14 protein-coding genes are annotated in these 19244 nt (G+C 61.0%); 13 read left to right on the top strand and 1 reads right to left on the bottom strand.

The features are described from left to right. Window positions 1-13: 13 nt before the first annotated feature. From CHY22_RS03805 to CHY22_RS03795, 3 genes are all read left to right on the top strand, one after another. Entirely contained in the window at window positions 14-1210 is a 1197-nt protein-coding gene (locus CHY22_RS03805) for an MFS transporter (protein ID WP_089572505.1), read from the top strand. 153 nt (window positions 1211-1363) lie between these two features. Then, a complete protein-coding gene (locus tag CHY22_RS03800) occupies window positions 1364-2740 on the top strand; it encodes an alpha-amylase family glycosyl hydrolase (protein ID WP_089572504.1) in 1377 nt (458 codons plus the stop codon). Between the two features lie 3 nt (window positions 2741-2743). After that, complete coding sequence (locus CHY22_RS03795) at window positions 2744-3307, top strand: DNA-deoxyinosine glycosylase (protein WP_089572503.1); 564 nt, start codon at window positions 2744-2746, stop codon at window positions 3305-3307. A 1-nt stretch (window position 3308) separates the two neighbouring features. Here CHY22_RS03795 and CHY22_RS03790 read toward each other — a convergent pair whose 3' ends face one another. After that, window positions 3309-3971 carry a hypothetical protein gene (locus CHY22_RS03790; protein WP_089572502.1) on the bottom strand — a complete coding sequence of 221 codons (663 nt, stop codon included), beginning with the start codon at window positions 3969-3971 and terminating at the stop codon, window positions 3309-3311. A gap of 93 nt (window positions 3972-4064) precedes the next feature. On the opposite strand from CHY22_RS03790, the gene CHY22_RS03785 reads away from it, so the two are divergent. The 10 genes from CHY22_RS03785 (at window position 4065) to rpsG (ending at window position 19243) form a co-directional block, all read left to right on the top strand. Further along, window positions 4065-5201, top strand: coding sequence for an aminotransferase class I/II-fold pyridoxal phosphate-dependent enzyme (locus CHY22_RS03785; protein WP_089572501.1), 1137 nt, complete (start codon window positions 4065-4067; stop codon window positions 5199-5201). 506 nt (window positions 5202-5707) lie between these two features. Further along, complete coding sequence (gene rplJ / locus CHY22_RS03780) at window positions 5708-6229, top strand: 50S ribosomal protein L10 (RefSeq protein ID WP_089572500.1); 522 nt, start codon at window positions 5708-5710, stop codon at window positions 6227-6229. 102 nt (window positions 6230-6331) lie between these two features. After that, a complete protein-coding gene (gene rplL / locus CHY22_RS03775; protein ID WP_006235005.1) occupies window positions 6332-6709 on the top strand; it encodes a 50S ribosomal protein L7/L12 in 378 nt (125 codons plus the stop codon). A gap of 313 nt (window positions 6710-7022) precedes the next feature. Continuing rightward, complete coding sequence (locus tag CHY22_RS03770) at window positions 7023-7931, top strand: UTP--glucose-1-phosphate uridylyltransferase (RefSeq protein ID WP_089572499.1); 909 nt, start codon at window positions 7023-7025, stop codon at window positions 7929-7931. Window positions 7932-8218: 287 nt separating this feature from the next. Further along, on the top strand, window positions 8219-11710 hold the full coding sequence (locus CHY22_RS03765) for a DNA-directed RNA polymerase subunit beta (protein ID WP_199408718.1): 3492 nt from the start codon (window positions 8219-8221) through the stop codon (window positions 11708-11710). 6 nt (window positions 11711-11716) lie between these two features. After that, window positions 11717-16192, top strand: a complete 4476-nt coding sequence (locus CHY22_RS03760) for a DNA-directed RNA polymerase subunit beta' (RefSeq protein ID WP_199408719.1) — start codon at window positions 11717-11719, stop codon at window positions 16190-16192. A 310-nt stretch (window positions 16193-16502) separates the two neighbouring features. Continuing rightward, the gene (locus CHY22_RS03750; protein ID WP_168170420.1) at window positions 16503-17021 is read left to right on the top strand and encodes an RNA polymerase sigma factor; all 519 of its coding nucleotides are present in this window, start codon (window positions 16503-16505) and stop codon (window positions 17019-17021) included. Next, window positions 16972-18048, top strand: a complete 1077-nt coding sequence (locus CHY22_RS03745) for a DUF4179 domain-containing protein (protein ID WP_089572495.1) — start codon at window positions 16972-16974, stop codon at window positions 18046-18048. Before CHY22_RS03750 ends, CHY22_RS03745 begins: the two co-directional genes overlap by 50 nt. Before the next feature lie 269 nt (window positions 18049-18317). Next, the gene (rpsL, locus tag CHY22_RS03740; RefSeq protein WP_006235012.1) at window positions 18318-18695 is read left to right on the top strand and encodes a 30S ribosomal protein S12; all 378 of its coding nucleotides are present in this window, start codon (window positions 18318-18320) and stop codon (window positions 18693-18695) included. Between the two features lie 74 nt (window positions 18696-18769). Further along, window positions 18770-19243, top strand: a complete 474-nt coding sequence (gene rpsG / locus CHY22_RS03735) for a 30S ribosomal protein S7 (protein ID WP_006235013.1) — start codon at window positions 18770-18772, stop codon at window positions 19241-19243. Window position 19244: the final 1 nt, after the last annotated feature.

The raw sequence follows: 19244 nt of genomic DNA, 5'->3' as shown, positions 1-19244 counted from the left end.
GAGAGGTTTCTACATGGCTCAGGCAAGACAAGATGGCATCTCACTCAAGCAGTGGCTCCCGCTTATCGGGCTCGCCTGCTGCGCGTTCGTATTCAACACGTCGGAGTTCATGCCCATCGGCCTTCTGACTGATATCGCCGCGTCGTTCTCGCTCACCGAGGCCCAGGCAGGCATCATGATCTCGGTCTATGCCTGGGGCGTCATGCTGCTGTCGCTGCCGCTTATGGTGTTTGCCTCGCGCTTTGAGTTCAAGCGGATGCTGCTGGGCGTTTTGGCCGTGTTTTCGCTCGGCCAGTTCCTGTCCGCTGTGGCACCGACATATCCCATTTTGGTTTGCGCGCGTCTGGTGGTCGCCTGCGCGCATGCCGTGTTCTGGTCAGTCGCCTCGATCATGGCCTCGCGCCTGGTCGACGCCCGCCACGGGGCGCTCGCCATCAGCATGATCGCTACGGGCTCGTCCATCGCGCAGATCTTTGGCCTGCCGATCGGTCGCGCCATCGGACTGGCCGTGGGCTGGCGCATGACATTCGCCGTGGTCGGTGCCCTCTCGGCTGTCGCGGTCGTCTACCAGGCCGCGGTGTTCCCGGCCATGCCGGTGGGCGAGCGCTTTACCGTTAAGCAGCTGCCCGAGCTGCTCAAGAATCCGTTCCTGATCGCGCTCTATGCGGTCACGGTCTTTATGGCGACCGGCTATTACGCAGGCTACAGCTATATCGAGCCCTTCCTGGCACAGGTCGCGCACGTCGACGCAAGTGCTATTACCATGACGCTGACGGCGTTCGGCTGCTCCGGCCTGGTGGGCAGCTGGCTGTTCGGCCGACTGTTTGATGGGCACCGGTTCCCGTTCTTGGCTATTACGCTCTCCGGCGTGCCGGTGGCTCTGCTGCTCATGGGTCCGGTTGCACCGTCGCTCGTCGCCGTTCTCGCTGTTTGCGCGCTATGGGGCTGCTGCTCCACGGCCTTTAACGTGGCGTTTCAGGCCGAGCTCATCAAGTACACGCCGGCGGATTCGTCGGCTGTCGCCATGTCGATCTTCTCGGGCCTGTTTAACCTCGGTATCGGCACGGGCACCGCAATCGGCGGCGCCGTGGTTTCGGGTCCCGGTATCGCTTGGATTGGCTTTGCGGGCGGGGCGATTACCGTCGTGGGCGTCATCCTCGCCATCACCGTTCTGTTCCCAGCCATACGCCGCGCAAAGCCTGTCGCCTAACCACATCCCCTCATCAGTTGCGGTGGAATAGTTCCTGTTTAAGGTCTCTGAAGGCCCAAGCGGGAACTATTTCACCGCAACTTATTTTGGGGGAGAGGATACAAGCCGGGCATACAATGGATGTCGTTGTGTTGAGCTTACCGGGAGGTTGCTATGTGGGCATACGAGACGACGTTCTATCAGATCTATCCGCTGGGCTTTTGCGGAGCTCCGCGCGAAAACGCCGCCCCCGTTGCCGAGGATGAACTCGCCCAGGCTGCCAACGCTGCGCCCAACCCCGATGCGCCCATCATGAAGATCGCCCAATGGGCCGACTACCTGCAGGAACTCGGCGTTGGCGCCGTGCTCATCAATCCGCCGCTCGAGTCCGATAGCCATGGCTACGACACGCGCAGCCTGCGCCATATCGACCGTCGCTTGGGTGGGGATGCCGACTTTGCCGCCGTATGCGACACGCTGCATGCCCACGGCATCCGCGTGGTGCTCGACGCCGTCTTCAACCACGTCGGTCGTGGCTTTTGGGCCTTCCGCGATGTGCAAGAGCGCAAGTGGGACTCGCCCTACAAGGATTGGTTTCACATCAGCTTTGACGGCGACTCGTGCTACGGCGACGGCTTTTGGTACGAGGGCTGGGAGGGCCATTTTGAGCTTGTGAAGCTCAACCTGCAAAACCCCGCCGTGGTCGATTACCTGCTCGAGTCCGTGCGCCGTTGGGCCGATGACTTTGGTGTCGATGGCCTGCGCTTGGATGTTGCCTATATGCTCGACCGCGACTTCATGCGTCGTTTGCATAGCTTTGCCCGTGAGCTCAAGCCCGACTTTGTGCTGATCGGCGAGACGCTCCACGGCGACTACAACCAGATCGTCAACGACGAGATGCTCGACACCTGCACCAACTATGAGTGCTACAAGGGTCTGTACTCCAGCTTTAACTCGGTCAACATGTTCGAGATTGCCCACTCGCTGCATCGCCAGTTTGGTGGTGACCCGTGGTGCATTTATCGCGGCAAGCATCTGCTGTCGTTTGTCGACAACCATGACGTGCCGCGCCTGGCGAGTATCCTGACGGACAAGTCCTGCCTGCGCCCCGCCTACGGCATGCTCTTTGGCATGCCGGGCATCCCATGCGTCTACTATGGCAGCGAGTGGGGGATTGCCGGCGAAAAGGGCGGCCCCGATGGTGACTGGGCGCTGCGACCTGCGCTCGATGAGCCTGCGCCCAACGAGCTGACGGCGTTCGTCACGCAGCTCACGCACCTTCGCTCGGCCGACGACGCGGCGGCCCGTGCTCTCAACTACGGTGCCTATCGCAACGTGGTGATCCAGAACAAGCAGCTGCTGTTCGAGCGCGCCTGCGACGGCGCGACGGTACTCGTGGCGGTGAATGCCGTGGACGAGCCTTACGCCTTTGGCGCCGGCGAGCTCAATGGGTCTTTTGTCGACCTGCTTACCGACGGTGCACCTGCGGTTGAGCTTGCGGGCACGCTTGAGCTTGCGCCCTACGAGGTACGCTATCTGTTGAGGGCCTAGGCCATGGCTGCGTCCGACGAGGGCTATCAACATATTGAGCATGGGTTTGAACCCGTGTTCGACCAGCACTCGCGCGTTTTGGTGCTGGGGTCGTTTCCCTCGGTGCTTTCGCGCGCCAATGCCTTTTATTACGGCAACCCTCAGAATCGCTTTTGGCGTGTGATGGCCGCGTGCCTCGGTGTGCCCGTGCCACCCAACGAGGGCGACTCTTTGGCGAGCGGCGAGCCTGCGACGCTCGACGTCTCGATTGCCGCCAAGCGGGCTATGCTGCTCAACGGCGGTGTGGCCCTGTGGGACGTGATCGAGAGCTGTGACATCAAGGGCTCGAGTGACGCGAGCATTCGCAACGTTGTGCCGGCACATATCGAGCGCATTGCCGGTGCAGCTCCCATTGAGCAGGTGATATGCAACGGTGGTACAGCTGGTCGGCTCTACAAGCGCTATCTACAAGAACGCACCGGGCTGCCGGCCATCGTTCTGCCGTCGACAAGTCCCGCCAACGCGGCATGGCGTTTGGAGTGGCTTGTTGAGCGCTGGCGCGATGCCGTTGATTGGGGCGCTCGTTAGTTTAAATATTTGATTGAGCGTGAGCGCCAAGGCGTTTTATAACGGCTTGCCAGATTGGCGCCGGCACGGCTGGCTCGGCAAAAACCATGCCATTGGTGTCGATGTCCTCGGCACTGCCGCCGCCGAGTCGCTGTGCATGCTCAACCGAGCAACCCATACGCACCGCACCCACGAGCTTGTCCATGGCTTCGGAAAACGGTCGGCGCAAGAGGCCCATGCGTGGGGAGCGGCAAAGCGCTGCGATGCCAGCGCCGGTGCAGACGACAATGCCACCGCACCACGACAACCCCCGACGCTCGCACGCTTCGCGCAGATGGCCAACGACCGTGTGCGCCCGCTCGGGACTCCCACAGCCGGCTTGAACAACGACATAGACGCGCGCTTCCGTGCCCCCAAGGCAATCAAGCGCCTGCTCAACGACGCTCATCGCCTCGTTATTGAGCGCATTCTCAACAGCGAATACAATGCCGTCCGCAGTGCTGCCGCCATCATCCGTCCCCAGAGCGACCAGACGGGGGAACGAAGTACCGGAAAGCTGAGCATAGGCGGCGATGGCATCCTGCAGGTCCCAGAGCAAAAACTCAAGATCGGCGCTATTGGGAATGCTGATATACGCAATGGTCTGCAACGTTTTTGGTACATCGCCGCGCGCGGTCGTCTCCATGCCGCCTCCTTTCCGGTTGGTTTCCGTTTAGGTTACACCGTCTGGCAGCGCCTCGCCGCGCTATCCTAGTGCAACCCTTACGAAAGGAACGCCATGCGCCTGCCCATGAATACCTCGCTTGCCACGCTCAAGCCCTCCGGTATCCGCCGAATCAACGCGCTCGCCGCTCAGCATCCGGGATGCATCGCGCTTGCGCTCGGCGAGCCTGATTTTCCCACGCCCGATGTGATTAGCGCCGAGGTGACCGCCGCACTGGGCCGCGGCGACACACACTATCCGCCCAACAACGGTCGCCCTGTCCTGCGCGAGGCACTGTCTGCCTACATGGGGGACGCGGGCCTTACGTTTTCGGCCGACGAGGTCATCCTGACCGACGGCGCGACCGAGGCCCTGTCGGCAACATTCATGGCCATGCTCAACCCCGGCGACGAGGTCATTATCCCCACGCCGGCCTTTGGCCTGTACGAGAGCATCGTCGTAGCCAATCACGCCAAAGCGGTCTTTTTGGATACGGAGCTTGCGCAATTTCAGATTGACGAGGATGCGCTTCGCGCCTGTGTGACCCCGGCGACCAAGGCCATCGTCATCTGCACGCCCAACAATCCCACGGGTTGCATTCTCAACGCGGCTTCGCTCGACGCCGTGGCGCACGTGGCGGAGCAGGCGGGCATCTACGTGGTCTGCGACGACGTATACAACCGCCTGGTTTATGTGGATGGCTACGAGCGCTTTGCCCAGCGCCACCCGGAGCTGCGCGATCAGACGGTGGTCATCGAGAGCTTCTCCAAGCCCTGGGCCATGACCGGCTGGCGCTTGGGCTGGCTCGCAGCCGCAGCCCCCGTCATCGCCGAGATTGCCAAGGCTCACCAATACTTAGTATCGAGCGCCGTCTCCTTCGAAATGGACGCCGCGGCCCGAGCCCTCACCGTCGACCCTGCCCCCATGCTCAAAGTCTACCGAGCCCGCCGCGAACGCGTGCTCGCAGCCTTAGACGCCATGGACCTCGACGTAGTAGAACCAGCAGGCGCCTTCTACGCCTTCCCCAGCATTAAGCAATTCGGCCTAACAAGCGAAGCCTTCTGCATCAAAGCCATCAAAGAGGCAAACGTAGCCCTAGTCCCGGGCGACTGCTTCGGCACCGAAGGCCACATCCGCCTAAGCTACTGCGTTTCCGATAAAGACCTGGACGAAGGCCTAACCCGCCTGTCCACCTTCATTTCAACCTTATAGCCCAACGGGACGCAACGCATCAGCCCACCGACCCAAGCATTATGAGTGGGGGCGTCAGCCAACGAAAACCCGGGCTGCCCAAAGTCAACGCAGGCACGCGCCGCCGAAGGCCAGGCGCAAGGTTTTCGTAGATTCCGCACGAGCCGAAGGCCACTTAATGTGGCCTTCGTGCGAGCCCAGGACTTGACCGAGCGAAAACCTTGCACCTGGCCTTCGGCGGAGCGTGCCGGATGGTGGAATTGTGTGCAGCCCGGATTTCCGTTGACCGACGCCGGGGTCCCCGCCATAATACTTTCGGTTCACGCACGAATCCGCTGCCAGAGACAGCCGGTGCAAACGGGCATCGCCCGCGAGCTTAATGGGATATCCCGCCAGCCGAGGTGGTCGAGTAGATATGTCTTCTCGCCCCCGTCGCTCATGCAGCGCGGGGGCTTTCTTTTTGGACATGCCCCCGTCACGTCCTTGTGGCGGACCGTGCCCGGAAAGAATTCGAGGAGGTGTAATTCATGCCCCAGCAGTACAAAATCGACAAGGTTGCAGAGATCGAGTCCCGTATCGCCGAGAACGCCGGTCTGTTCGTTGTCAACTACAACGGTCTGACGGTTAAGCAGGCTCAGGAGCTGCGTCATCAGCTTCGCGAGTGCGGCGCCGAGATGAAGGTCTACAAGAACAACCTGGTCAAGATCGCTCTCAAGAACCAGGAGCAGCCCGAGCTCGACGAAATTCTCGCCGGCCCCGTCGCTTATGTGTTCTACGAGACCGAGCCGGTCGAGGCCGCTAAGGCCCTTAAGGACTTCTCTGCTAAGTCCAAGGGCGTCCTTGAGATCAAGGGCGGTATCTCCGACGGCAAGGCCGTTTCCGCTGATGATGTTAAGGCTATCGCCGAGCTGCCCACCAAGGATCAGCTTCTCGGCCAGATCGCCGGTCTCATCTCCGGTTTCGCTCGCGACATCGCTGTCTGCGTCAACGGCGTTTCCTCTGGTCTCGCTCGTTCGATCCAGCAGGTCTCCGAGCAGAAGGCAGCCTAGTCGCTGCTTTCACCCGCGGCGGCAACGCCGCACCCCAGGCGCATTCGCGCCATGTTTTAACTGATCTCCGTGCATCCGCACGGAAACCGAAAGGACTTAGAAATGGCTAAGCTTACCACCGATGAGATCATCGATGCTCTTAAGGAAATGACCCTTCTCGAGGCTTCCGAGCTCGTCAAGGCTATCGAGGACACCTTCGGCGTTTCCGCTGCTGCTCCTGCCGCTGTTGTCGCCGCTCCCGCTGCTGGCGCTGCTGAGGCCGAGGAGAAGACCGAGTTTGACGTCGTGCTCGAGGGCTTCGGCGACAACAAGATCCAGGTCATCAAGGCCGTCCGTGAGCTCACCAACCTTGGCCTGAAGGAGGCCAAGGAGGTCGTCGAGGGCGCTCCCAAGGCTGTTCTCGAGGGTGCCAAGAAGGAGGACGCCGAGGCTGCCAAGGAGAAGCTCGAGGCTGCTGGCGCTGCTGTCACCCTCAAGTAATCAGGCTTTCTCGCCAGATTTCTTTGCAGACGGGGTTCGCATTGCGAGCCCCGTCTTTTTTGTTATGACCCCTCATTCCCATTGCTCGGCACGCAGAACACCGTTGTCTTCGCCGTGCCAATCTCGTTACCGCTGGGGCGTAAAATTGCACCATTCGAGCAATAATTTGCGTTGACCTGCTGAAGAATGGTGCTTGCCTTACGGCGACGTATGTCTTCGGCGGTAAGATACTTCGGTATCGCAATTTGGTCTGCGGCCGCCGTGCCGCACGCATAGGGCGCATTCTGCGCCTGCGAAAGGATCCTTGAATAACATGAAGGCAATCATCCCCGCCGCCGGTCTTGGCACGCGTTTTCTGCCTGGCACTAAGTGCACGCCCAAAGAGATGTTGCCGGTGCTCGACAAGCCGGTCATTCAGTATGTCGTTGAGGAGGCACTCGACCCCGAGGAGGTCGACGACGCCATCATCGTTACCTCTCCCGGTAAGCCCGAGCTGCTGAGCTACTTCCAGCCCGATCGCTCGCTCGAGAACCTGCTGCGCGAGCGCGGCAAGAATGCCTATGCCGATGCCGTCGCCCATGCTGGCGGTATGCCGGTCGACTTCCGTTATCAGTACGAGCCCAAGGGCCTCGGCCATGCTATCCGCTCTGCTGCCGACGCCGTGGCAGGGGAGAACTTCCTGGTTCTTCTGGGCGACTACGTTGTGCCTAACCGCGACATCTGCGACAAGATGCTCGCCGTTTCCAAGGAGCACGGTGGCGCTTCGGTTATCGCCGTCGCTGCTTGCTCGCCCGAGGAAGTCAGCCGCTATGGCGTTATCGCCGGCGAGCGCGTCGGTTCGCTCGAGGGCGCCGAGGGCGTTGCCGATGCCGAGCCGGGTGCCGTGTGGCGCATCGGCGGCCTGGTGGAGAAGCCCGCTCCCGAGGCGGCTCCGTCCAACCTGTACATCGTCGGTCGCTACCTGCTGAGCCCGCTGGTCATGGACCTGCTGGCCGATCAGCAGGCCGGTAAGGGCGGCGAGATTCAGCTGACCGACGCCATGGCACGTTCGCTCGACCGCGAGGCCATGTACGCTGTCGTCATCGATCCGCTCTCGGGCTACGACACTGGTACCCCGTCTGGCTGGATGGCCACCAACGCCCTCATGGCCGCAAGCGATCCTCGCTTTGCCAGCGCCTTCTGGGACGCCATCGACGAGCGCGGCGGATTGATGCGCAAGTAAGCCTTCGGGCACCGACATTTACGGGCGTGGACCTCGGTTCGCGCCCGTTTTTTATAAGAGCTGCGATTGCCGGCTCTCTGTTCACAGAAAATATATGAACAGATGTTCGATACACATACATCTACCTGCGTGTTTTCTGTCGAAAAACTTTGCTACTCCAAAAACTCAATCGCGTCAAGGCTTTTCTTGCCCAACGGTCGGTACCTGATAAACTATTAGGTTGCGATAACTGGCGAAGCTATGCCTCGCCAACCCACCGAGCATTTCCGTGAAGGAGGAAAAACCTGGTGACCTACGCATACACTGCCACTGAGCGCAAGCGCGTCAGCTTCGGGAAAATCCCGGAGGCCATGGAGCTCCCCAACCTTATCTCTGTTCAAAGGGAATCCTTTGAGCGTTTTAAGGACGAGGGCCTTCGTGAGGCGTTCAAGGAATCCAGCCCCATCCAGAGCCAGAACCATGTTCTCGAGGTTACCTTCGGCGAGCATCAGTTTGGCGACCCCGCGCACACCGTCGAGGAGTGCCGCGAGAAGGATATGACCTATCAGGCTCCGCTTCTGACCGACGTCCGTCTCACCAACAAGGAGACCGGCGAGATCAAGGAGCAGCTCGTCTTCATGGGCGACTTCCCCATGATGACCGATCAGGGTACCTTCATCATCAACGGTACCGAGCGTATCGTCGTCTCGCAGCTCGTCCGCTCCCCGGGCGTGTACTACAGCTCCGAGATGGATTCGGGCAAGCAGATCTACAAGGCCCAGATTATCCCGTCCCGCGGTGCCTGGCTTGAGTTTGAGGTCGACAAGCGCGACCAGCTCATGGTCTCCATCGACCGTAAGCGCAAGCAGAGCGCCACGATGTTCCTGCGCGCCCTTGGCATCGCCGTCACCAACGACGACATCATCGAGCTGCTCGGCAACTCCGATGTGATCAAGCGCACCCTGGAGCGCGACACCGCCCTTACCCGCGAGGATGCCCTCATCGAGATCTACCGTCGTCTGCGCCCGGGCGAGCCTCCCACCGTGGACGCTTCCCGCAGCCTGCTCGAGGGTCTGCTCTTCAACCCGCAGCGCTACGACCTGGCCCGCGTCGGTCGTTACAAGGTCAACAAGAAGCTCAACCTCACCACCGAGGAAGAGGTCACGGTGCTCACCGACGAGGATATCGTCGCGACGCTGCGCTACCTGTTGTCCCTCGCTGCCGGCGAGCAGGGCTTCAAGGTCGACGACATCGACCACTTTGGCAACCGCCGCATTCGCACCGTCGGCGAGCTCGTCGCCAACCAGTTCCGTATCGGCATGAGCCGTATGGAGCGCGTCGTCCGTGAGCGCATGAGCTCCCAGGACATCGACGAGATCACCCCGCAGTCGCTCATCAACATCCGTCCGATCGTGGCCTCCATCAAGGAGTTCTTCGGTTCCTCGCAGCTCTCGCAGTTCATGGACCAGGCGAACCCCCTGACCGGTCTGACCCACAAGCGCCGTCTGTCCGCACTCGGCCCTGGCGGTCTTGCCGGCCACAAGTCGGGTTCCAGCCGCCGCACCAACGTGCCGACGGCCGTCCGCGACGTTCATAACTCGCACTACAGCCGCATGTGCCCGATCGAGACCCCCGAAGGCCCCAACATCGGCCTGATCGGCTCGCTCGCCCTCTACGCCCGCGTCAACGAGTACGGCTTCATCGAGGCTCCGTTCCGCCGCGTCGAGAACGGCGTTGCCACCGACCAGATCGACTGGATGACCGCTGACGAGGAAGAGAAGCACGTCATCGCGCCGGCCAACACGCCGCTCGATCCCAAGACCAACGAGTTCATCACGACCGATGCCGAGGGCAAGATCGTCCGTCCGCACACCGTGATCGCCCGTACCCGCGACTTCGACGGCTCCTTCGGCGCTCCCGCCGACGTGCCTGTCGAGGATGTCGACTACATGGACGTCTCGCCGCGCCAGATGCTCTCCGTCGCAGCCACGCTGATCCCGTTCCTTGAGCACGACGACGCCAAGCGTACGCTCATGGGCGCCAACATGCAGCGTCAGGCCGTGCCGCTGGTTCACCCTGCCGCTCCCTATGTCGGTACCGGCATGGAGCGTCGCGCCGCCCTGGACTCCGGCGAGGTCACCCTGGCCAAGAACGCCGGCGAGGTCATCTTTGCCGACGCCGCCAAGATCATCGTCAAGCATGCCGGCGGCATGGACGAGTATCACCTGGCCAAGTACCAGCGTTCCAACCAGTCCACCTGCATCAACCACCGTCCGCTCGTGCGCGTCGGTGACACCGTTGAGCAGGGCGAGCCTCTGGCCGACGGTCCTTCGACCGATCACGGCGAGCTCGCACTGGGCCAGAACCTCACTGTGGCATACATGCCGTGGGAAGGCTTTAACTACGAGGACGGTATCGTCGTGTCCGAGCGCCTGGTGGCCGAGGACCTGCTGACGACCATCAACATCACCCGTCACGAGATCGACGCCCGCGACACCAAGCTCGGCCCCGAGGAGATCACTCGCGAGATTCCGAACCTCTCCGAGGACATGCTTGCCAACCTCGACGAGGACGGCATCATCCGCATTGGCGCCGAGGTCGGCCCTGGCGACATCCTGGTCGGCAAGGTCACGCCTAAGGGCGAGAGCGCTCTGACCGCCGAGGAGCGCCTGCTGCGCGCCATCTTCGGTGCCAAGGCCCACGACGTTCGCGACACCTCCCTTAAGATGCCTCACGGCGCTTACGGCCGCGTCATCGACGTCGTCCGCTTTAGCCGCGAGAACGGCGACGACCTGGCCCCCGGCGTCAACGAGCAGGTGCGCGTCTACGTCGCCCAGCGTCGTAAGATCCAGCAGGGCGATAAGATCGCCGGCCGCCACGGCAACAAGGGTGTTATTTGTAACGTTCTGCCGGTCGAGGACATGCCCTACATGGCTGACGGTACCCCGATCGACGTTATCCTCAACCCGCTGGGCGTTCCTTCGCGTATGAACGTCGGCCAGCTGCTCGAGTGCCACCTTGGCTGGGCTGCTGCCTGCGGTTGGGATACCGAGGATGCCGACTCCGACAAGTATGTCCCCGGTCCGTTCTTCACCGCGACGCCCGTCTTCGACGGCGCCAAGGAGGACGAGATCGCCGAGGTCATCCGTCGCGCCAACAAGAACATGCTCAACAAGGCCACCGCTGCCTTTGGCGATCACATGCGCCCCGAGTTCGTCACCCAGCTTGACGAGCGCGGCAAGACCCGCCTGTTCGACGGCCGCACCGGCGAGGAGTTCCGCGAGCCCATTACCGTGGGTACGTCCTACATCCTCAAGCTCGGCCACATGGTCGACGACAAGATCCACGCCCGTTCGACCGGCCCTTACAGCCTGGTTACCCAGCAGCCGCTGGGCGGCAAGGCTCAGTTCGGCGGCCAGCGCTTCGGTGAGATGGAAGTTTGGGCACTGTACGCTTACGGTGCTTCCAACGTCCTGCAGGAGATCCTGACCGTCAAGTCCGACGATACCGTGGGCCGTGTCAAGACCTACGAGTCCATCGTCAAGGGCGAGAACGTTCCTGTCCCGGGTATCCCCGAGTCCTTCAAGGTTCTCGTCAAGGAGATCCGCTCCCTCGCACTGGACATCGAGCCCATGCACGATGCCGACGAGGACGCCTCCGCCCCTGTGACCGCCGAGGAGACCTCCGCTCTCGACGACCTGGCTGCGCTCGCCGGCGTTGACGCCGACGTCGAGGCCGAGGATGCCGAGACCGCCGAGGCACCCGAGGCTGTCGCCGCCACGACCACTGATAAGGAGTAGTTGACTGTGGCAGATTTCGAAGCTACTGATTTTGACTCGGTAAAGATCTCCCTTGCCTCCGCCGACCAGATCCGTTCCTGGTCGCACGGCGAGGTCAAGAAGCCGGAGACCATCAATTACCGTACCCTCAAGCCCGAGAAGGACGGCCTGTTCTGCGAGAAGATCTTCGGTCCCGCCAAGGACTGGGAGTGCTCCTGCGGCAAGTACAAGGGCATCCGCTTTAAGGGCATCGTCTGCGAGCGCTGCGGCGTCGAGGTAACCTCGGCCAAGGTGCGTCGCGACCGCATGGGCCACATCGAGCTCGCTGCTCCCGTGTCCCACATCTGGTACTTCAAGAGCCCCACGAGCTTCCCGATGAGCCGTATGCTCGACATCAAGTCCAAGGACCTCGAGAAGGTTCTGTACTTTGCCAGCTACATCATCACCGAGGTTGACTACGAGGCCCGCGAGGCCGACGCCGACGACCTGCGCGAGGAGCTCGCCGCCGATCTGGAAGAGATCGATGCCGAATGCGCCCGCCAGATCGAGTCCCTCAAGGAGCAGGGCGACCCCGAGAACTTTGACGAGTTCTCCGACGAGGAGCCGCTGACCCCCGAGGAGATCGCCTCTGGCATCGTCGACATCGAGGAAGAGTGCAAGGACGAGAAGCAGCTCCGCACGGACGCCTTCAACGCCTTCATGAAGCTCACCGAGCGCGACCTCATCTCCGATGAGCCGCTGTTCCGCGAGATGACCCGCTACTACTCCATGTACTTCAAGGGTGGCATGGGTGCCGAGGCCGTCCGCGACCTGCTCGCTGCCATCGACCTCCCCTCCGAGGCCGAGAAGCTCAAGGCCATCATCGCCGACGAGGACTCCCAGAAGCAGAAGCGCGAGAAGGCCGTCAAGCGCCTCGAGGTCGTTGACGCCTTCCTGAAGGGCGGCAACAGCCCCGCGAACATGATCCTGGACGTCATCCCGGTCATTCCGCCCGATCTGCGCCCGATGGTCCAGCTCGACGGCGGCCGCTTCGCCGCGTCCGACCTCAACGACCTGTACCGTCGCGTGATCAACCGTAACAACCGACTCAAGCGCCTGCTCGACCTGGACGCCCCTGCGATCATCGTGAACAACGAGAAGCGCATGCTCCAGGAGTCCGTGGACGCCCTGTTCGACAACGGCCGTCGTGGTCGCCCGGTCTCTGGCCGTGGCGGTCGCCCGCTCAAGTCGCTCGCCGAGGCCCTCAAGGGCAAGCAGGGTCGTTTCCGTCAGAACCTGCTGGGCAAGCGTGTCGACTACTCCGGCCGTTCGGTAATCGTTACCGACCCCAAGCTGCTGCTGCACCAGTGTGGTCTGCCCAAGACCATGGCGCTGGAGCTCTTCAAGCCCTTCGTCATGAAGCGCTTGGTCGAGCTTGGCAAGGTCGAGAACATCAAGGGCGCCAAGCGCGCTATCGACCGTGGTGCCACCTTTGTGTGGGACATCCTCGAAGAGGTCATCGACGGCCGCGTCGTGCTGCTCAACCGTGCACCGACCCTGCACCGTCTGTCCATCCAGGCCTTTGAGCCGGTGCTGGTCGAGGGCAAGGCTATCCACCTGCACCCGCTGGTCTGCTCGCCCTTCAACGCCGACTTCGACGGCGACCAGATGTCTGTCCACGTGCCGCTGTCCAGCCAGGCTCAGGCCGAGGCCCGCGTGCTCATGCTCTCTGCGAACAACCTGCGCTCGCCGGCATCCGGCAAGCCGGTCAACATCCCCTCGCAGGACATGATCATCGGTGTGTACTACCTGACCCAGGTCCGCGCCGGTCTGCCGGGCGAGAACCACGTGTTCGCCAGCTTCGACGACGCGCTGCACGCCTATGACTGCCGCTCCGAGGTCGACATGCAGGCCAAGATTCAGGTCCGCGTGTCCGCTGCCGACGCCAATGTCATCAACGAGGACGGCACCCGTATCTTCCGCGTCAAGAACGGCAAGAACGAGTTCGTCGACTACGACGTCACCGGCAACAAGACCGCGCGCTTCGAGACCTCTATCGGCCGCATCATCTTCAACCGCCAGTGCCTGCCCGAAGACTATGAGTTCATGAACTACAAGATGGTCAAGGGCGACGTGGCCAAGCTGGTTGCGGACTGCTGCGATCGTTACCCCGAGGCCAAGGTCGGTCCGATCCTCGACGCCATCAAGTACTCCGGCTTCCACTACGCTACCCGCGCCGGCCTCACCATCTCGGTGTGGGACGCTCTCATCCCTGCCGAGAAGCAGGAGCTGCTCGATCGCGCCCAGGCCAACGTCGACCAGATCAACGAGTACTTCGAGGAGGGCTTCATCAACGAGACGGAGCGCCACATCGAAGTCGTTAACGAGTGGACCGCTTGTACCGATAAGGTCGCAGCGCTCATGCTCGACTTGTTCGACGAGGAGAACCCGCTCTACATGATGGCCGACTCCGGCGCCCGTGGTTCTAAGACCCAGCTGCGTCAGCTCGGCGGCATGCGTGGCCTGATGGCAGACATGTCCGGCGAGACGATCGACCTTCCCATTAAGGCGAACTTCCGCGAGGGCCTGCTGCCGCTCGAGTACTTCATTTCGACCTACGGCGCCCGTAAGGGCCTGGTCGATACCGCATCCCACACCTCGGACTCTGGTTACCTGACCCGTCGTCTGGTCGACGTGGCCCAGGACGTCATCGTCCGCGAGGAGGACTGCGGTACGCACGAGGGCGTCACCTACAACCTCATCATCCCCGGCACCACCGACCTCAACACCGACCTCGTCGGCCGTTGCTTCATCGAGGACGTCGTGGCCCCCGATGGCACCGTGCTCTTTGAGCAGGACGGCTACATCGAGAAGGTCGCCGACATCCAGAAGATGGTCGATGCCGGCCTCAAGAAGGTCAAGCTTCGCGCACTGCTCACCTGCCGCTCCAAGTACGGCGTGTGCCAGAAGTGCTACGGCTGGGATCTTTCCACCCGTCGTCCGGTCGCCATCGGTACTGCCGTCGGCATTATTGCCGCCCAGTCCATCGGCGAGCCCGGTACGCAGCTTACGATGCGTACCATTCACTCCGGCGGCGTCGCTGGCGTCGACGATATTACGCAGGGTCTGCCTACGGTCAGCCGTATGTTCGATATCGTCGGCAACGTCAACGAGAAGATTCTGGGTCGCGAGGCCGAGCTGGCTCCGTACTCCGGCCACCTCTCGATTAAGCCCGAGAAGTCCGAGTACGTGCTGACGCTCACCGACTCCGAGGATCACACCCGCGTCCTCGACGAGCGTCGCGTCCCCGCATCGGTGCGCTTTATGCCCGAGATCGAGGACGGCTGCGAGGTTCGCGCCGGCGACCAGATCACCAAGGGCTTCGTCAACTTCCGCAACCTGCGCAAGCTGACCGACATCGAGTCGACGATGCACACCTTCGTCGAGAGCGTCAAGGACGTCTACACAAGCCAAGGCGTCGACCTGAACGACAAGCACATCGAGGTGCTCGCACGTCAGATGCTGCGTCGCGTTCAGATCACCAACCCCGGCGACTCCAAGTACCTGCTTGGTCAGTACGTCGACCGCTACGAGTTCGCTGACGAGGTCGAGCGCGTTGCCCGTCTGGGCGGTCAGGCTCCCGTGGCCGAGCCCGTCATCCTGGGTACGCTCAAGGTCGCGTCCAACATCGACTCTTGGCTGTCGAGCGCTTCGTTCATCCGTACCGCCGGCGTCCTTACCGAGGCTGCCATCGAGGGCAAGGTCGACCACCTGCTCGACCTTAAGTCCAACGTCATCGTCGGTAAGAAGATCCCTGCTGGTACCGGCCTTAAGCCGTATGCCAACGCCAAGTTGACGTATCGCACGGCCGACGGCTATGTCGACATCGACGGTCCGGCTTCGCCCAACGCCAAGTCGCTGCCCGAGTGGGCTCCGGTTGAACTCAAGGATCTGGACGAGCAGCTCCCGCAGCAGCTCGACTGGGCCGGCTACGACGAGTTCGGTGGTGCTGACGGTTCGTTCACCCGCAACGGCCATACCATCTCCGCCGAGAAGGCTCGCCTGTACCTGTTCGACGACCTGGGCGTGTCGCAGCGTTGGACCAACAAGTTCAGCGAGGTCGGCATCGAGACGGTCGGCGACCTGGTCGGCAAGTCCGAGGAGGATCTGCTGCGCATCGATGGTATCGGTGCCAAGGCGATCGAGGAGCTCCGTGACGGCCTGGAGGCCCACGACCTGCTCTACATCCTCGAGAACAACGACGACGTTGCCGACGAGGAAGACCTCTCGCAGCTGCTGCAGATGGTCTTTAGCCCCGACGGTCCGGACGATATCCTGCTGGGTACCTCCGCTCCGACGCATCACGCCGACGCCGACGAGGAGCTCCTGGGCGCCCCGATCGACGACAAGAAGGCTCCCGCCAACGGCGCGATCAACGAGGACATGGCGTCCCTCGACGAGCTGCTCAACCAGCTCGTGGACACCGACGACGCCGAAGAGGCCAAGGACAACGACGAGGAGTAATTAGTTCCGCCGTTCTAACGAACGGCGGCGACCTCCGTCGCTGCGCGGCCCCCAGAGCTACAATCTGTCATTCAAAAGGCAGGGCATGACCAAAAGGTCAATGCCCTGCCTTTTTCATGCCACCTTGTACGCTCTGGGGGCCGCTCGCTTGCGTATGCTCAACCTGTTGCGTTCCGTTGATCCCTTGCCAAAAAGGGACAGGTTTATTTTGGTCGGTTTTTCATGCTTGAATTTGAAACATTTCGCCCGACAAGAGCGTATCTATGGTGAGGGCCTCATCGAGAACCATTAATGTCACCGGGAGGTGATTATGGAAGAACAAGCTTTTAGACAGGCGGTCGAAGACCACCGGGATGTCGTGTTTCGGATCGCATTGACGTATCTGCGTGATCGCGCTGACGCCGACGATGTCGCTCAAGACGTCTTTCTTAAGTTGCTCAAAAACGACGCGCAATTTGAAAACTGGGAGCATCTTCGTCGATGGCTTATCCGGGTCACGATCAATGAATGTAAATCTCTCTTTCGAAAGCCGTGGAGGCGCGTGGAGGATATTGAGAATCTGGCCGATTCGCTTTCGACGGCGCAGGAGGAGACCAAGGCGGTCCTGTCAGACGTTATGCGACTTCCGGAGCGATTCCGTATTCCTATCGTGCTCTATTACTATCTGGGCTTCTCGACTTCAGAAATTGCCGAGTTACTGCATGTGCCAGCCGCGACCGTTCGAACGCGTTTAGCTCGCGGCAGATCGAAGCTCAAGTTCATCCTAGAGGAGGGCGACCGTGAAATCCAACCAGATCAAGCAGGCCTTCGAGTCCGTCCAAGCCGATAGCGATCTTGCTGACCGTGTTCTTTATGCCGCTGCTGGCGAGCCGCTTCGCCGAAAGGGTCACGCGAAGCCTCTGTATGTTGCCGTAATCGGATGTCTTGCCGGAGTGCTGGCGACCGGAGGGGTCGCCTACGCTGTTGTCAATTCCAGTTATTTTGCCTCTGCCTGGGGAAACCATGGCAACGGAGAGTCCGTTACCTGGACAAATGGCGGCTCGTCGGGGACGAAATATACCTACACCAGAGAGTTTGGTGATGGTATCGCGCCCCAAAGCCTGGAGGGCGCAGTCCAGAAGGTCAATCTGTCCGTCGAGGGCAACGGCTATACGCTCGACATTCATGAGATGGCAATCGACGAGAACGGTTGCGGTGCTGTGACGTTTACATTGTCCAATCCGAATGGCGTTAACTACTACAAGCCGGCGGCAGAGCTTGGCGAACTTGTTCTCTATGGTGAAGAAGAAGGGGGCGTCAGTACACCCAGCATGAACTTCGGCGAGGAATGGGCTGATACACGCTGCACCATTGATAAAGACACATCAAGCGACACGGTCATTAACGGCACGATGTACTTTGCATCTTGGAATCGCGATCGAGATTTACGACATGCGGTCACCTGGAATATCAGTTGGACGGAGGGCAAAGGTGAGGATGCGAAGGTGATCGAGGTATCGACGCCAGAGTTTAACGTCGGAGCGCACGTCGATACAAAAGAACTCCGCTCCGATGACTCGCCTCTCGAGATCAGTCCGTTTTCCATCCAGACGCACATCGATGATCTGGGCTATGAAGCAGTTGATCATAAACTGACCGTCACCTACAAGGATGGGTCAGAGCAGATTATCGAAGATGACGACGCAGGGGCGTACAATTTCTATGTTTCGATGGGACGCAATAGCGGAGAGAACATTTGGGTGCCAACGAAGTTGATTGATGTCGACCAAGTGGTCTCGGTAACCCTCGAGGGCGCGAGGTACACATCAACGGGGGAGACCGAAACGAAAGTACCCTTTACCATCGTCTATTCGTAAGGTCTAGGCCGCTTCCCAAGAGGGGAAGCGGCCTATTTTGCGTTACATGGACGGCTGGAATGGGCACTTGCGCACAGGCGGGGATTCCTTTTATGGAGGCTTTGCGGAAATATAGCTATTTTGGGATACGCCCGGCGGCGTGGTCTGTTGACGGCACAGCTAACGCCACGTATCCTATCGAACTGCGTGTTTCGTAGGGGGATGCTGACCCCTCGATTCAAGCCGTTGCACTTTACAGAGAGCTGGAATCATTCGAGAAGGAGTACGCTTTGCCTACTATTAACCAGCTGGTTCGCCAGGGCCGTCGTTCCGTGCCCAAGAAGTCCAAGAACGCTGCTCTGCAGCACAACTCCCAGAAGCGCGGCGTGTGCACCCGCGTCTTCACCACGAGCCCCAAGAAGCCGAACTCGGCTCTTCGTAAGGTTGCCCGTGTTCGCCTTGTCAACGGCATCGAAGTTACTGCTTACATCCCGGGTGAGGGCCACAACCTGCAGGAGCACTCCATCGTGCTCGTCCGCGGCGGTCGTGTCCGTGACCTCCCTGGTGTCCGTTATCACGTCATCCGTGGCGCCTACGACGCTGCTCCGGTCCAGAACCGTATGCAGGCCCGTTCCAAGTACGGTGCTAAGCGCCCCAAGGCTAAATAAGCTAGATAACGTTTTGATACTTTCGCCGTGTGCCGCCTTGAGCGCCGCACGGTAGACACTTAAGGAGATTTCACATGCCGCGTCGTGCAGCAGCTAATCGTCGTGAGGTTCAGCCTGACGCCGTTTACAACAACCGCCTGGTGACTCAGCTCATCAACAAGGTCCTTCTTGACGGCAAGAAGGCCACCGCTGAGCGCATCGTTTACACCGCTTTCGAGATCGTTGCCGAGAAGTCCGAGGGTGGCGACGCTCTCGCTACCTTCAAGAAGGCTATGGACAACGTCAAGCCCACGCTCGAGGTTAAGCCCAAGCGTGTCGGTGGCGCTACCTATCAGGTCCCGATGGAGGTCAACTCCCGTCGTTCCACCGCTCTGGGTATCCGCTGGATCGTCAACTTCTCCCGCGCTCGCAAGGAGAAGACCATGGCCGAGCGTCTCGCCAACGAGATCCTCGACGCCTCCAACGGCCTGGGCGCTTCCGTCAAGAAGCGTGAGGACGTCTTCAAGATGGCCGAGGCCAACCGCGCGTTCTCTCACTATCGTTGGTAAG

Source organism: Collinsella sp. TF06-26 (assembly GCF_002232035.1).
Lineage (GTDB): Bacteria > Actinomycetota > Coriobacteriia > Coriobacteriales > Coriobacteriaceae > Collinsella.
This window is presented reverse-complemented; position numbering and strand designations above follow the sequence as displayed.

Bases quoted from the DNA above. Each gene is read 5' to 3' on its own strand.
- CHY22_RS03805 (WP_089572505.1), top strand. From the start codon at position 14: ATGGCTCAGGCAAGACAAGATGGCATCTCACTCAAGCAGTGGCTCCCG.
- rpsG (WP_006235013.1), top strand. From the start codon at position 18,770: ATGCCGCGTCGTGCAGCAGCTAATCGTCGTGAGGTTCAGCCTGACGCC.
- rplL (WP_006235005.1), top strand. From the start codon at position 6,332: ATGGCTAAGCTTACCACCGATGAGATCATCGATGCTCTTAAGGAAATG.
- CHY22_RS03785 (WP_089572501.1), top strand. From the start codon at position 4,065: ATGCGCCTGCCCATGAATACCTCGCTTGCCACGCTCAAGCCCTCCGGT.
- CHY22_RS03790 (WP_089572502.1), bottom strand. From the start codon at position 3,971: ATGGAGACGACCGCGCGCGGCGATGTACCAAAAACGTTGCAGACCATT.
- CHY22_RS03770 (WP_089572499.1), top strand. From the start codon at position 7,023: ATGAAGGCAATCATCCCCGCCGCCGGTCTTGGCACGCGTTTTCTGCCT.
- CHY22_RS03750 (WP_168170420.1), top strand. From the start codon at position 16,503: ATGGAAGAACAAGCTTTTAGACAGGCGGTCGAAGACCACCGGGATGTC.
- rplJ (WP_089572500.1), top strand. From the start codon at position 5,708: ATGCCCCAGCAGTACAAAATCGACAAGGTTGCAGAGATCGAGTCCCGT.
- CHY22_RS03795 (WP_089572503.1), top strand. From the start codon at position 2,744: ATGGCTGCGTCCGACGAGGGCTATCAACATATTGAGCATGGGTTTGAA.
- CHY22_RS03800 (WP_089572504.1), top strand. From the start codon at position 1,364: ATGTGGGCATACGAGACGACGTTCTATCAGATCTATCCGCTGGGCTTT.